At 68.0% G+C, this 13,945-nt stretch carries 11 protein-coding genes; 3 read left to right on the forward strand and 8 right to left on the reverse strand.

What is annotated here, in order from left to right; all coding sequences use genetic code 11:
- Positions 1 to 546 precede the first annotated feature (546 nt).
- A complete protein-coding gene (locus AC5P6H_RS15910) occupies positions 547 to 1,734 on the forward strand; it encodes a benzoate/H(+) symporter BenE family transporter (RefSeq protein ID WP_046433322.1) in 1,188 nt (395 codons plus the stop codon).
- A 23-nt stretch (positions 1,735 to 1,757) separates the two neighbouring features.
- Here the strand turns inward: AC5P6H_RS15910 and AC5P6H_RS15915 are convergent, their stop codons facing one another.
- From AC5P6H_RS15915 to egtB, 6 genes are all read right to left on the reverse strand, one after another.
- Positions 1,758 to 2,303: a DUF2628 domain-containing protein gene (locus tag AC5P6H_RS15915; protein ID WP_495202872.1), complete on the reverse strand. Its 546-nt coding sequence runs from the start codon at positions 2,301 to 2,303 to the stop codon at positions 1,758 to 1,760.
- A gap of 71 nt (positions 2,304 to 2,374) precedes the next feature.
- Positions 2,375 to 3,145, reverse strand: coding sequence for a GYF domain-containing protein (locus AC5P6H_RS15920; protein WP_032960164.1), 771 nt, complete (start codon positions 3,143 to 3,145; stop codon positions 2,375 to 2,377).
- Between the two features lie 26 nt (positions 3,146 to 3,171).
- Positions 3,172 to 4,062 carry a D-hexose-6-phosphate mutarotase gene (locus AC5P6H_RS15925; RefSeq protein WP_495202873.1) on the reverse strand — a complete coding sequence of 297 codons (891 nt, stop codon included), beginning with the start codon at positions 4,060 to 4,062 and terminating at the stop codon, positions 3,172 to 3,174.
- A 61-nt stretch (positions 4,063 to 4,123) separates the two neighbouring features.
- A complete protein-coding gene (locus AC5P6H_RS15930) occupies positions 4,124 to 5,371 on the reverse strand; it encodes a lytic murein transglycosylase (RefSeq protein WP_032960158.1) in 1,248 nt (415 codons plus the stop codon).
- 84 nt (positions 5,372 to 5,455) lie between these two features.
- The gene (egtD, locus tag AC5P6H_RS15935; RefSeq protein ID WP_495202874.1) at positions 5,456 to 6,430 is read right to left on the reverse strand and encodes an L-histidine N(alpha)-methyltransferase; all 975 of its coding nucleotides are present in this window, start codon (positions 6,428 to 6,430) and stop codon (positions 5,456 to 5,458) included.
- Positions 6,427 to 7,698 carry an ergothioneine biosynthesis protein EgtB gene (gene egtB / locus AC5P6H_RS15940; RefSeq protein ID WP_481454114.1) on the reverse strand — a complete coding sequence of 424 codons (1,272 nt, stop codon included), beginning with the start codon at positions 7,696 to 7,698 and terminating at the stop codon, positions 6,427 to 6,429. The genes egtD and egtB overlap by 4 nt, the downstream gene beginning before the upstream one ends.
- 151 nt (positions 7,699 to 7,849) lie before the next feature.
- Between egtB and AC5P6H_RS15945 the strand changes: the two genes are divergently transcribed.
- Complete coding sequence (locus AC5P6H_RS15945) at positions 7,850 to 9,130, forward strand: GGDEF domain-containing protein (protein ID WP_075076415.1); 1,281 nt, start codon at positions 7,850 to 7,852, stop codon at positions 9,128 to 9,130.
- Positions 9,131 to 9,133: 3 nt separating this feature from the next.
- Here the strand turns inward: AC5P6H_RS15945 and AC5P6H_RS15950 are convergent, their stop codons facing one another.
- Positions 9,134 to 9,526, reverse strand: a complete 393-nt coding sequence (locus AC5P6H_RS15950) for a YchJ family protein (protein ID WP_041863982.1) — start codon at positions 9,524 to 9,526, stop codon at positions 9,134 to 9,136.
- Between the two features lie 102 nt (positions 9,527 to 9,628).
- Between AC5P6H_RS15950 and AC5P6H_RS15955 the strand changes: the two genes are divergently transcribed.
- A complete protein-coding gene (locus tag AC5P6H_RS15955) occupies positions 9,629 to 10,408 on the forward strand; it encodes a sulfite exporter TauE/SafE family protein (RefSeq protein ID WP_032960169.1) in 780 nt (259 codons plus the stop codon).
- A gap of 154 nt (positions 10,409 to 10,562) precedes the next feature.
- Here AC5P6H_RS15955 and AC5P6H_RS15960 read toward each other — a convergent pair whose 3' ends face one another.
- Positions 10,563 to 13,943 (reverse strand): ATP-binding protein, encoded by a 3,381-nt coding sequence (locus AC5P6H_RS15960; RefSeq protein WP_032960149.1) that lies wholly within the window; start codon positions 13,941 to 13,943, stop codon positions 10,563 to 10,565.
- Between the last annotated feature and the right edge of the window lie 2 nt (positions 13,944 to 13,945).

The following is a 13,945-nucleotide window of genomic DNA, read 5'->3' on the forward strand; positions in this document are numbered from 1 at the left end:
AAACGTCTGCAAGATGGACAATCATCCTTCCTGCAGGCGCCTTCACAAGATACCTGCGCATACTTTCAAAGATCCGGGGAAGTGGCCTCAGCGCCGTTCCCGTGTGCTGCGAAGTTTCCTTCGTAGCGAGCCGCCCATTATAGCCGGCTTTTCCGCTTCGTCAACACCTTTTTTCAAGGCCGTCTCACCGGAGTGGACGTTGTTGCCGATGCCGCTTCGTCGTTGGACCCGAGGGCCTTTCGTCGTTGCGAGCCGCCTATTATGCCGGACTTTTCGAGTCCGTCAACACCTTCGTTCGATCAATTCGTTCGCCGGTGGTGGCGTCGCTGTTCGCGTGTCGTTTCCGGGGAAGCGATGCGCTGCAGCAAGGGAGCGAATTCTAGAGATCCTGCGGATTTCGTCAAGGCTTTTTTTGCAGCGTGATGACAGAAGCACCACGCCATCACGCATGACGTACGCTCGAAGATCACTGCGGCGTTGCCCGCGCGTTGCGCGGTCAACGCCGAAACCCTTATCAATGCAGGGATGCACAGTGGAGACAGGGCAATGAGCATGCAGGTGCGGCGCGCGTGGTGGCGCGATCTTTCGATGCCGGCAATCGTCGCTGGCTTCATTACGGTACTGGTGGGCTTCGCCAGCTCGGCCGTGATCGTGTTCCAGGCGGCACAGGCCGTCGGTGCCGACCAGGCGCAGATCGCCTCCTGGATGTGGGCGCTGGGGCTGGGCATGGGCGTGACCTGCATTGGCCTGTCGCTGCGCTATCGGGTGCCGGTGGTGACAGCGTGGTCGACCCCGGGTGCAGCGATGCTGGTGGTGGGTGCCGGCGGTGCTTCGCTCTCCGAGGCCACGGGCGCATTCCTGCTGGCCGCCGTGCTGGGCCTGCTTGCGGGTTTCTCGGGGGTCTTCGCGCGACTGATGCAACGGGTACCGATGGCGCTGGCCGCCGGCATGCTGGCCGGTGTGCTGCTGCGCTTCGGGCTGGATGTGTTCGTCGCCATGAACACCCAGCTGGTGCTCGCGCTGGCAATGTTCGCCACCTGGCTGGCCGGGCGCCGGCTGTTCCCGCGCTATGCGGTGATCGCCACGTTGCTGGTCGGCATCGCCGTCGCCGCGAGCCGTGGCCTGCTGCACGCCCAGCAGGTGCATCTGCAACTGGCGATCCCGCAGTGGGTGACGCCCTCGCTGTCGTGGACGGCCGTGGCCGGCATTGCCCTGCCCCTGTTCGTGGTCACCATGGCCTCGCAGAACATTCCCGGTGTGGCGGTGATGCGCGCGTCCGGCTATGACGCCCCGGTGTCGCCGTTGATCGGCTGGATCGGTGTAGTCAATACGCTGCTGGCGCCGTTCGGTGCGTATGCACTGAACCTGGCGGCGATCACCGCCGCCATCTGCATGGGCCGCGATGCGCACGAGGATCCGGCGCGCCGCTACACCGCAGCGATGGCGGCCGGCGCCTTCTACATTGTCATCGGGCTGTTCGGCGCCACGGTGGCCGCACTGTTCGCAGCCTTCCCCAGGGAGCTGGTGGCCTGCGTGGCCGGTATCGCGCTGTTCGGCACCATCGGCAACAGCCTGGCCAGCGCCCTGGCGGTGGAGCGCGACCGCGAGGCTGCACTCGTCACCTTCCTGGTCACCGCCTCGGGGGTCTCCCTGGCCGGGATCGGTTCGGCGTTCTGGGGACTGCTGGCCGGTGCACTGTGCCTGCTGGTGTTGCGGGCACGGACAGCGGCCTGAGCAACCCTATCAGGCCGGCATGATCAGGCCGCCATGCGGGCGACGGTATTGATCACCGCGTTGGCCGCCATGCCGATCACCACCGCCCACACGCTGGTGCCGCCACGACGCTGCAGTTCGGCACGGATGCGGTTGTGCTGCCCGGCGTGGGCAGCCTTCACTTTGCCCAGCAGTCGCGTGCAGTAGCGCAGGTACACGGTGTTGGCGGTCACCGCGATGGCGAACCGAGGCACCGCCAGCAACGCCACCGTGAGCAGCGGGTTGGCGCGGGCCGCCAGCAGCGCGATACCGATCAGGACCAGCTCGAAGAGGATGGCTGCCAGGTACATCTTCCGGTGCAGCAGCCAGTACGTCGGCACCAGGAAGGCGGGCCAGTGCCACGGTCGCGGCGGCTTCGGCACCGGGCTGCCCAGGTGCCAGCGCTGGCGGTAGAGCGCCGCGTTGGGGCCGACGAGGAGGTTCAGGTAGTCCGCGTCGGACGGAGCGGGCGCGTCGTCCACCTCTGTGGCGGGCGCAAGATAGGGATTGTCATCCGCCGGGGAAACCGGCGGAGTATCCAGATGATTCATGTCGGCGATTCCTTGCCCAGGATGATCCCGCGGTAGCGGCAGCCACCGCTGGATCTGAAGCCTTCCCGGCCTCAGCCTGCCAGCGCCTGCCCCACCAGCATCACCGCAACGACGGCGATGGCCACCACCGCCGCTGCCAGTGCATTGGTGTCACCCCGTCTGGCCAGCTCGCTGCGCAGGCGCGCCTCGTCATCTCCCACCAACGCGCGCGCGCGGGCGATCTCACGCTGGCAATGCGCCAGGTACCAGCGGTTGGCATACACCGCGGCGGTGATGTTGATGACGAGGGTGATGACCGTCGACACGCCTTCCGGAACGCCCAGCAACGCCTCGGCGATGCTGAAGAACACCAGCACGCCGGCCCAGATCGCCGCCAGCCGGTACATCCTGCGGTACACCATCCAGATCACGCCGATCAGGAACGCCGGCCAGTGCCAGGTGCCGTTGCCGTCGGCAATGCCCTGGTCGAGCCGCCAGCGCTGTCGATAGATCGGGAAGTTGCCGCCGACCACGGCGGCGTACAAGGCGATGTCGCCTTCCAGCTGCGGCGCGGTCGCGGCCACCGGCGAAGCTGCCGGCGCACGATAGGGGTCGGACGGATCAGCGGTCGATGCGCCGCTGGCGCTGACGGCCTGCGCCGGTTCAATCGACGGCGGGGTCGGATCCATCGGCGCCACCGAAGGATCCAGCTCGGCCAGCGGCCGCCACGATGCCATTCCTTCCCGCCACATCAGCGTACGGGCGGTTACCGTGCCGTCCTGCTGCAGACGGCGCAGCCCGGCCAGGTCCACCGGCCCTTCGCTCTGCTTGCTGTTGGCGTACCACCACTGTGCGTCCTGCATGCCATCCATTCCTGTCGATCCCATGGTTACTCCGAACACCCCGCCACGGCCTGCAGCGGTTCACTGGCCAGTACCTGCACCAGCTGGTGGCGCGCGCCGGGTGCAAGGGCAATCTGCTCCGGCCCGGCATTGGCTACTTCCAGGCACACGTAATCGTGCCAACCGTCGCCGACATCGGCCATCTTCGCCGCCGCCTCCGCGCCCGGATTCCACGCCACCAGGGTCTGGCTGCCTTCGCTGCGGATCTCGATCCGCCGCTGCAGGACGGGATCGCGAAGCACGTAGTGGCCACCGGCACCGGTATAGATGCGGTCGCTGCGCCCCGGATCGCGCGGGTCACGCAGCGACCAGGGCCCCTGCTGCCGGCGCAGCTGCGTGTAATCCTCGTACTTGTCCAGATAGTGCAGGCCATCGAGGCCATCAACCTCGACACGACGGGCATCGCCTACCCGGAAGTAGCTGTGCAGGGCCTGTGTGAAAGCCACCGGGGACGGGCCGGTGTTCTCGGTGGTCAACTGCTGGCGCAGCTGGCGACCGATGCGCAGCTGCATCTGCAGGCGCAGGCCACACTCGGCAATCGACAGGGGCGCCAGCTGCAGCTCCAGTTCACCGTCATCGTCCTGGCGGGCCTGCAGCAACTCCCAGCGCGCGGTGCGTACCAGGCCGTGTGCCGGCACGTCATCACCCTGGCCCTGGCGACCGAACCACGGCCAGCACACTGGAACGCCACCCCGGATCGGCGTGGGCAGCCCGGCCCGTTTCGGCGACAGCCACAGCAGGTCCGGCTGCGCCTCCGGGATGAACGACAGCAGCTGTCCGCCGAACACGCTGATGACCGCGGTGGCGCTGGGCGTGCGTATCTGCCAGGCCTCGAGCCCGTGGTACAGGCCGGTGCTGATGTCCGGGTTCGACTGCATGCTATGACGCTCCTTGAAGACCGCGGCGATGATGTCGCGGCCAGCCTGTGATCGGCAAGGTCTAGCGGGTGGCAGGCGTCCCTGCGGCTGCCTCCTGCTGCAACGCGCGCAGGATGCGCTGGCCGGCGCGCCCATCCGCATTGGCCCAGCCCAGGCGCTGCTGCTCGGCCTGGATCGCGCGGCGCGTGGCGGTGCCGATCATGCCGTCCGCGCTGCCGATGTCGTGGCCGCGGGCCAGCAGCAGGGTCTGCAGCTGGCGGCGTTCATCGCGGCCGATGCCGGGATCATCGGTCGGCCAGGCGGTGGCCAGGCCGGTGCCGCCACGCAGCTGGTCGGCCAGCGTGGCGATGGCCAGTGCATAGCTTTCGGCGGCGTTGTAGCTGTAGATCGCATCGTAGTTGCGGAACACCAGCAGCGCCGGGCCCTTGATGCCGGCCGGCAGCAGCAGGGCGGCGCGCGCGTCGGCCGGCAGATTGGGCGGCACCAGCGCGCTGCCATCCAGCGCGGTCACGCCCTGCACGCGCCAATCGGCGAGGGCTCTACGTTGGGTGCGGCCCGCCTGGCTGGCATTGAAACCGGGGGGAACACGGACCTCCATGCCCCACGGTTCGCCACTGCGCCAACCCGCACGCTTGAGGTAGTTGGCGGTGGACGCCAGCGCGTCGGGAATGCTGCCGACCAGATCGCGGCGGCCATCGCCATCACCATCGACCGCGATACGTGCGTAGGTGCTGGGCATGAACTGCGTATGCCCGAAGGCGCCGGCCCAGGAACCGGTGAGCCCCTGGGCCTGCAGGTCGCCGCGGTCGATCAGCTTGAGCAGCGCCAGCAGTTCGCCACGGAAGAAGGCCTGGCGGCGGCCGGCGCAGGACAGCGTGGCCAGCGACTGCAGCAGCGGGCGCTTGCCGAAGACGCGGCCATAGTCGCTCTCCACCCCCCAGACCGCAACGATGGTGGCCGGGTCGACGCCATACTGCGCGGAGACGCGATCGAGCAGATCGCGATGTTGCTGCAGCAGGGTGCGGCCATCATCGACGCGCTGGCGGTCGACCAGCGCGGCCAGGTAATCCCAGATCGGCGTGGTGAATTCCGGCTGTGCGTCCAGCAGTCCGAGCACGCTCGGGTCCGGCGTGAGCCCGGTGGTGATCTCGTTGAAACGGTCGGCGCCGATGCCCTGGGTTGCGGCGGTGGCCTGCAGGCCCGCCAGGCAGCGGCTGAACGCCGGATCGTTGCTGGCGGCAGGGGCCGCAGGCAGCGTCGGGGTCGACGCGAGGGCGGCCGCCAGGCCGAGCGTGGTCAGAATGGGCATGGCGTCCTCCGTGTTGCCGTTGCACGGCCATCTTAGGGGCAGCAGTGCGGCCGAACCTGAAGGGGCACCGGCTGGCCGTCCCCCCTAGGCAACGCGCAGCAGGCGCAGGCCATAGGCGGGACTTTCGGCATCCCAACGCTGTGCGACCTGCAGGCCCGCCTGCTGCAACAGCGCCTCGAAGCTGTCATCGGTGTACTTGTGGCTGTACTCGACGCGGATGGGTTCACCGGCAGCAAAGTGGAAGGTGCGGCCACCGAGGTGGACGTCCTGCGGCCACTGGCTGACCAGGTCGGTTTCGATGCGCAGCCGCGCGGTGTTGTAACGGGCGCGGTGGCGGAATCCATCGAGATCGAAATCGCTTCCGATCTCGCGGTTGAGGCGGGCCAGCAGATTGAGGGTGAATGCCGCAGTGACGCCCTGCGCATCGTTGTAGGCCGCTTCGATCAGCGCCGTGTCCTTGTGCAGGTCGATGCCGATCAGGGCCAGGCCGTCGCGGCCCATCGTCTGGCGCATCGCCCGCAGCAGGGCGACGGCCTCCGCTTCGGCGAAATTGCCCAATGTGGAACCGGGGAAGAACAGCAGCCGTCGCGCGGGTTCGCGTTCGGGCATGGGCACGGCGACGGCGCGGGTGAAGTCCGCGCAGACCGGCAGCATCTCGACCTCGGGCAGCGCCGGCGCCAGGTGGTCGATGCTGGACAGCAGTGCGGCCCGCGAGATCTCGATCGGCGTATAGGCCACCGGATCCTGCAGCGCGGCCAGCAGCAACGCGGTCTTGCGGCCACTGCCGCTGCCCAGCTCCACCACATGCAGGCGCGGGCCGACCACGCGCGCGATATCGGGCAGCACCCGCGCCAGCAGCGCCAGCTCGGTGCGCGTGGGGTAGTACTCGCGGGTCTGGGTGATCTGTTCAAACAGACGCGAGCCGCGGGCATCGTAGAAGTACTTGGAAGGCAGCTGCCGCGATGCGCATGACAGACCGGCCAGCGCATCGGCCAGGACCTGCTGGCGGCTGGGGGTCAGGTCGGTCAGCGCCTGCAGCGCGTCATGCACCGTGCTCATATGAGGTCCCTGGCCAGGCGCAGTCCGGAGAACTGCCAGCGCGCCGGCGGCATGAAGAAATTGCGGTAGCTGGCGCGCACATGGCCACGGGGCGTGGCACAGCTGCCGCCGCGCAGCACCCATTGCCCGCACATGAACTTGCCGTTGTATTCGCCGAGGTTGCCGTCAAAAGAGCGGAAGCCCGGGTAGGCACCATAGGCGCTGGCGGTCCATTCCCAGACATCACCGAACAGCTGCCGCAGCCCACTGCCCCCGGCTGCCTGCGGGTGCAGGTGATCGTCATCGGCGAAATGACCGCACAGGGGCTGCGACGCGGCGGCCGCTTCCCACTCGAACTCGCTGGGCAGGCGCGCACCGGCCCAGCGGGCGCAGGCATCGGCCTCGTAGTAACTGAGGTGGCAGACCGGCGCATGCGGATCCAGCTCGCGCCAACCACCCAGGGTGTACTCGCGCTGCAGGGCATCATCCCAGTACAGGGGGTGCTGCCAGCCTTCGGCTTCTCGCAGCGCCCAGCCTTCGCTGAGCCACCAGCGCGGTTCGCGGTACCCCCCTGCCTCGATGAAGGTGCGGTACTCGGCATTGCTGACGGGACGCTCGGCCAGGGCATGCGCGGGCAGCAGCACGCGGTGCTGCGGCGATTCGTTGTCGTAGGCAAAGGCGGCGTGCCGGGGCCATGCCGCGGCACCGACGGTGACGATGCGTTCGGGCGATTCGATCCAGCCCTGCGCCGTGGCGGTGCTGGCGACGGGCCGCAGGTCCTCGCGATACGGTGGCTGCAGTGGATTGCACCAGAACGCATGCTTGATGTCGGTCAACAGCAATTCCTGGTGCTGTTGTTCGTGCTGCAGACCCAACTGCAGGTGGTGCAGCGCCTGCGCGTCGAGGTCACCGGCTGCCAGCCGTGACTGCACCTGCATGTCGATCTGTTGCCGGTAGTCGCGCACCTGCTGCAGCGAGGGCCGCGACAGCAGCCCGCGCTGCGGCCGCGCATGCGCCGGGCCGATGCTCTTGTAATAGCTGTTGAACAGATAGTCCCAGGCCGGGTCATGCGCGGGCGTGGTGGCGAAACCGGCCAGCACGAAGCGTTCGAAAAACCAGGTGGTATGGGCCAGGTGCCACTTGCTGGGACTGGCGTCGGCCATGCTCTGCAGCATGGCGTCCTCGGCACTGAGCGGCGCGGCCAGCTGCAGGCTGCGCGCCCGCACCTGTGCAAAGCGGCGGGCGAGATCGCGCTGCGGGGCAGCGACGGCGGTGGGTACGCTGTCCATGCCGGAAGCATCGGCGCAGGACGGTGAGCGCAACGTCATGGCACCACATCACCACGTTCACATGACAGCGGGCACGCGCATTCAAGAAGCGCGTGGGGACGCCGCTAACGGCAATGTTGCGGCCGCATCGTCACCGCACTGGACTTACCGCGTGCCCCTGCATCCGCTCCGCCAGCCTGCGCATTACCTGTTCGTGCTGCCCGCCGTGCTGGTCGTCCTGGTGCTGTGGATGGCGCTGGGCACCGAGGATGTCGCCAGCCCGGCGCAGCGCATCCTGCCCTGGCTGCTGGCCTGTCTCGGTGCAGGCCTGGCCCTGCTCTACCACCAGATGCGCACGTTGTGCCTGCTGCTGGTGGTGGCGGTGGTATTCGCCCTGCTGCACCGGGACGTCGGTGGCTACCTGCGCAGCGGCCATGTCGACGCCCTGACCCCGCTGCGCTTCCACGCGATCTCGGCGTGGGTGCCGCTGCTGTTCGCCGGACTGGCACTATGGCCGGAACGCGGACGCCGACGCCAGGACCTGCTGCTGCGCAGCGTAGTGTGCGGCGCGGCGCTGATGATCTTCCTGCTGCTGGCGGCACAGCAGCCGCAGGGGATGCACGATCTGCTGTCGAACCGTCACTGGGCCTGGATTCCCGCCAACTGGAACGCGTTGGCGCAGTTGCCGGCGCTGCTGTTCCTGCTGGCGACCGCAGCATTGGGCTGGCAGGCGTGGCGGCATCCGCGGCCACTGCACACGGCAATGCTGCTGGCCCTGCTGTGCCTGTGGTGGATGCTGCCGCGGATCTTCCTGCAGCCGGTGCTGCTGCCGGCGCTGAGCAGTGCCGCCCTGCTGCTGATGCTGGGCGCGATGCTGCAGGAATCCTTCCACATGGCCTTCCGCGATGAGCTGACCGGCCTGCCGGGGCGACGGGCGTTCAACGAGACCCTGCAGCGGGCACGCGGTACCTACAGCATCGCGATGGTGGACGTTGACCACTTCAAGTCATTCAACGACACCCATGGTCACGACACCGGCGACGATGTGCTGCGCCTGGTGGCGTCGCGGCTGGCGCGGGTGGGCGACGGTGGCCGTGCGTTCCGCTATGGCGGCGAGGAGTTCGCGGTGGTGTTCCTGGACCGGCCGGCGGCAGCCTGTGTCGATGCCGTGGAAGCATTGCGGCAGAGCATCGAGGACACCCGCATGCAGCTTCGCGACCGCAGCACCCGCAGCCGTGACGACGAAGCCGGCCGCCAGCGGCGGGGACGCGGTGGCAGCGGCCAGGTGGTACAGGTGACGGTGAGCATCGGGCTGGCCGACAGCCGCGTGGATCCGCGGCCGATGGCCGTGGTCAAGGCCGCCGACCAGGCCCTGTATGTGGCCAAGGACGGGGGCCGCAACCAGGTGCGCGCGCACGGCGGCCAGCGCGTTCTGGCAGCGCACAGCGCGTAGTGCTCAGACCGCGTCGAGGTAGTACCAGCGGCCGTCGATGCGTTGGAAGCGGCTGTGCTCGGTCATCCTCACCGCGCTGCCGCCGCCGATGCGGTAGCGCGCGGTGAAGCGGACTTCGGCGCTGTCAGCACCAGTGACAGTGTGCTCGTGCACGGTCAGGCCCAGCCAATGGGTGCGCTGGCCGGGGGCATCGTCCAGCGACAGCTCGGCCGGACGCGTGTCCGGATGCCAGGACTGGCGCAGGTAGTCAGCCAGGCCACGCACATAGGCGCTGTAGCGCGAACGCATCAGGTGCTCTGCATCAGGCGCGGCTTCACCGGCATGGAAACGGCCACAGCAGGCGGCATAGTCGGCGGGAAGGCCACAGGGGCAGGGATCGGCGGGTTTTCGGCTCATGCCGGCATTGTCGCCGGGTTGCCGGGATTGATCCACGCGGGGCGGCAGTCGCCCGGAGCAGGACAGGCGTATGCTGTCGCGCCCCCTCCTTGATTGATCGCCGTGCTGGAACTGGTTCCCCCTGAGTTGTGGTGGCTGGTGGTGATCGCCTTCATCGCCGGCCTTGTGGATGCCGCCGTCGGTGGCGGTGGCCTGGTGCAGCTGCCCGGCCTGTTCACGGTGCTGCCGCAGCAGACGCCGGCGATGCTGTTCGGTACCAACAAGTTCAGTTCGATGTTCGGTACCGGTGCGGCCGCCTGGCGCTATGCGCGCAACGTGCGCTTCCCTTGGAAGCCGGTACTGTTCGCGGCCGGTACCGCCTTCATCTTCTCCTTCGCCGGGGCCACCGCGGTGAGCCTGCTGCCCAAGGATGCGGTGCGCCCACTGGTGCTGGTGCTGCTGATCGCGATGCTGGCCTACACGTTGTGGAAGAAGGACTTCGGCGCGTTGCACCGGCCGCAGGAGATCGGCCGCCGCGAACTGGCGATCGCGCTGGCGATCGGTGCGGCGATCGGCTTCTACGACGGCTTCTTCGGGCCGGGCACCGGCAGCTTCCTGATCTTCCTGTTCGTGCGCTTCTTCGGCCTGGATTTCCTGCGTGCGTCAGCGGCGTCGAAGGTGGTGAACCTGGCGACCAATGTGGCGGCAATCTCGTTCTTCGTACCGACCGGCAACATCCTGTGGCTGTTCGCGCTGCCGATGGCGGCGGCCAACATCATCGGCTCGGTGGTGGGCACGCGCCTGGCGTTGAAGGGCGGCACGCCGTTCATCCGCAAGTTGTTCGTGGGGCTGGTGGTGGTACTGATCGCGCGGATGGCGTGGGATACCTTCCGCGGTGCGTGAATGCGGTTGCCGGCCAGCGGCCGGCACTACCGGGTCATGAACGCTGCCCATGGGTAGTGCCGGCCGCTGGCCGGCATCCCCATCCGATCGGGTCAGGAACGCTGCCCATGGGTAATGCCGGCCGCTGGCCGGCATCCCCATTCAATCGACCGGGTCAGGCTTCGGCTTCTTCCGGTTCGTTGGCCTGCTGGCGGCTGCGCTCGGGCAGCTTCAGGCGCTTGCCTTCTTCGTCGTACTCGATCAGCAGCACGCCGGAGTCGTGGCGGCCGCTGATCTCGACGAAGCAGGCGCCACCGATGAACGGCTCCAGCGTCATCACCGACTTCAGCGGGGTGGCGACCACCATCTGGAAACCGAAGTTGTCGAAGATGTTCATCGCCAGCGCGGTGAACTCGTTGTCGGCCTTGTCGAAGGCTTCGTCGAGCACGACGGCGGCGTAGCTGGGCAGCTGGCTGTCGGCGCCGCCGAGCTGGTAGCGCAGTGCCGCAGCCAGGCAGGTGGTGGCCAGTTTCTGGCGCTGGCCACCGGACTTGCCCGCGCCACTACGGTAGATCTCGACCTGCTGGCGCGTTTCCGCATCCAGCTCGACGCCGATGAACTCCACGTGCATGCGTACGTCCAGCACCAGCTCGCGCCAGCGCTTGTCCTCACCTTCCTGCGAACCCAGGCGGTTGACCAGCTGGCGCAGCACGGTGAACTGCGATTCGGCCAGCTCGCGCTGCTCGGTCTGCTGCTGCGCCAGCACCTCGCGCAGCTGCAGGTGGAACTCGCCGACTTCCGGCAGGCGGCGGTCGCTCAGTTCGATGGTCAGCAGCGTGCCACGGTTGAACGGCACCTGCTCCAGGCTGGCGTTCACTTCGTCCAGGCGCTGGCCGATCGACTTGCGGGCCTCGGCGCTGTGGCGCTGCAGGGCCAGCAGGTTGTTCTTGCTCTGGTTCTGCAGCAGATCGAAGAAGCGCTCTTCGTGCTGCGGCAGGCCGTCGCGCTCCAGGCGCTCGAGGCGGGCAAGGAAATCCTCGGCCGAGGCCACCGATACGGTGAAGTCGCCCGATTCCTCCGGCCACTGCTGGATGAAGCGACGGAAGCAACCGATCAGCTGGTTCTCGATGCGGTTGAGGTCCTGCTGCGAGGTCGACAGCTGCTCGTTCAGCGCGTTGCTGACCTGGCGCATGTGCGCCTCCAGCGTTTCCAGGCTGAGCGGGCCCTGCTCCTGCAGGCGCTCGGCGAGCCCGGCTTCCTGCTCCTGGGCCAGGCTCGGCAGCACCAGCGCACGGCTCTGCTGGCGGGCGCGGTCGAGGCGATCGCGTTCCTTGACCAGCTGGCCGCGCTCGACGCGGACGTCTTCATAGGTGCGGCGGGCCTGCTCGATGTCGGCGCGCACGGCGTCGATCTGCTTGGCCAGCTTGGCCAGGTCGGCATTGCCTTCGCGCAGGTCGCGCAGGGTGGCCTCGATATCGGTCAGGCGCTGCTGCGGGGCGGCGATGTCGATCTCGTTCCAGCTGATGCTGACCAGCTCGTGGCAGGCCAGGCGACGTTCGTTGTCGCGGTCACGCTGCCCACGCAGGCGCGCGATGTCGGTCTCGCAGCTGGCGATGCGCTTGGCCAGTTCCTGGGCTTCGCGCTCGAAGGCGCCCACCTTGTCGTGGTTGTTGAAGCCGAGGATCCAGCGACGGCGGTCGCCCACCGCACTGCGGTCGTCCTTCTCGAAGCGGTCGCCGGGATGCTTGACCTGGCCTTCTCGGGTGATGCCGCGGTCGACGTTGCGCAGCTGCTTGGCATCCACGCACTCGTAGTCGAAGCGCTTGCCGAGCTCACGGCGCAGCCAGCTTTCGAATACGTGCTCGCGCAGCTCCAGCTTGTGCAGCAGCGACTTCGCCGACGGCTCGCGCGCGAACGCATCATCGTTGCGGCGCACACGGTAGTAGGTGAAGCGCATGCCCAGGTGAGTGCGATTCACCCACTCGGCGACGTCGTTGTAGTGCTTGTCATCGACCAGCAGCGACAGCGCGAAGCCACCCAGCACACGCTCGATGGCACCCTGCCAGCCCTGCTCTTCCGAGCGGACCTGGATCAGCTCGCCGACGAACGGCAGCGCCGCCTCGGCAATGCCGGTTTCCTCGGCCAGGCGCGCGCGCAGCTTCTGCATCGGCGCAGGGATGTTGGAGGGCGTGCGCTGCATCGCTTCGAGTTCCGCACGGACTTCGCCGAAACGGCGCTCGTCATCGCGCTTGCCACCCAGGCGATCGCTGATCGCATCGTCCAGCGCCGAGGAGGCACGCTGGCGGTCCTGCAGTTCGTTCTGCGCACGCTCGACCAGCTCGGCGAAGCCGTGTGCGTCGTCCGGAAGTTCAGCCCCCAGCTGCTGCGCGGCCAGGCTTGCCTGCTCGCGCTTGGCTTGGCGGCGGTCACGCTCGGCTTCGGCGCGGCCCTGCTCGCGTTCCAGTTCCTCGATGCGCTCACCGCCCTGCTGGCGACGCTGCAGTTCCAGTTCGGCCAGGCGCTCGGTGTGGTTGTCCAGTGCGGCACGGCGCTGGGCTTCTTCCCCGAGCAGGCCACGGTCACGCACGTCCATCTCGCGCAGGCGCGCCTCGATCAGCGCCTGGCGGCGGCTTTCACGGAAGCTGTCGACGCCAAGCTTGAGGGCTTCGTCGTCGCCGCGCCGGCGGTGCATTTCCTTCAGGTCGTTGTAGTAGGCGCGTGCCGGCAGCAGGGTCTCCACCTGGCGGCGGGCGGTGACCACGGCCTGGTGCGCGCCATCGAGTTCGGCGAAGTCGCTGACCAGGCGCTCGGCGGCGTCGAAGGTCTTCGGCGTGTCGAGCATGAAGTCGCGCAGGAAGACGTTGAGGTCGCCCAGGTTCTTCGCCGACTGCGTCTTGTGCAGCAGGCGCAGCGCCATCTCGTTGTCGATGCCGAGCAGGTCGCGGAAGCGCTCGGCGTAGCCGGAGAAGGTGTCGAAGTGGTGCAGGTCGGACAGCTTCTGCTTGAGCTTGCGCAGGTCCAGGTCGAAGCCGCCAAGATCCTTCGCGATGTCGAACGGACGCTCGGCGATCATGTAGTGCTTGCGCACGTCACCGGCCGAGGTTCCGTTACCGGAGATCCACAGCAGGCGCACGAGGCTGACCACGCGGCCATCGCCGGCGCGGTACTCCAGCACCAGCGCAGTCCAGGTCGCGCCCTTGCGAAGGTACTGGGTGGCGATTTCGCCGGTGCCGCTGTCCTGCTGGTCGGCCCACGCGCCACGCACGTAGGACACCAGGTTGCGGTCGCGGCCACTGCGCTCGGCTTCACGCGCGGCGGCGTTGAAATCGACGATGGCCGGCGGCGTCAGCAGCGCGGACATGGCATCGAGCAGGGTCGACTTGCCCGAGCCGGAACGGCCGACGAACAGGAAGCCACGCTCGGCGATCGGTACTTCGGTCAGTCCGTTGAACGTGCCCCAGTTGTGTACCTGCAGGCGACGCATGCGGAACTGCTGCAGGCGCGGGTCCGGCAGGCCTTCGTTGAACAGGGCGGGAGTGTGCTTGGAGATAGCCATGC

It is taken from the genome of Stenotrophomonas sp. YJH_SMC_110 (assembly GCF_059369255.1).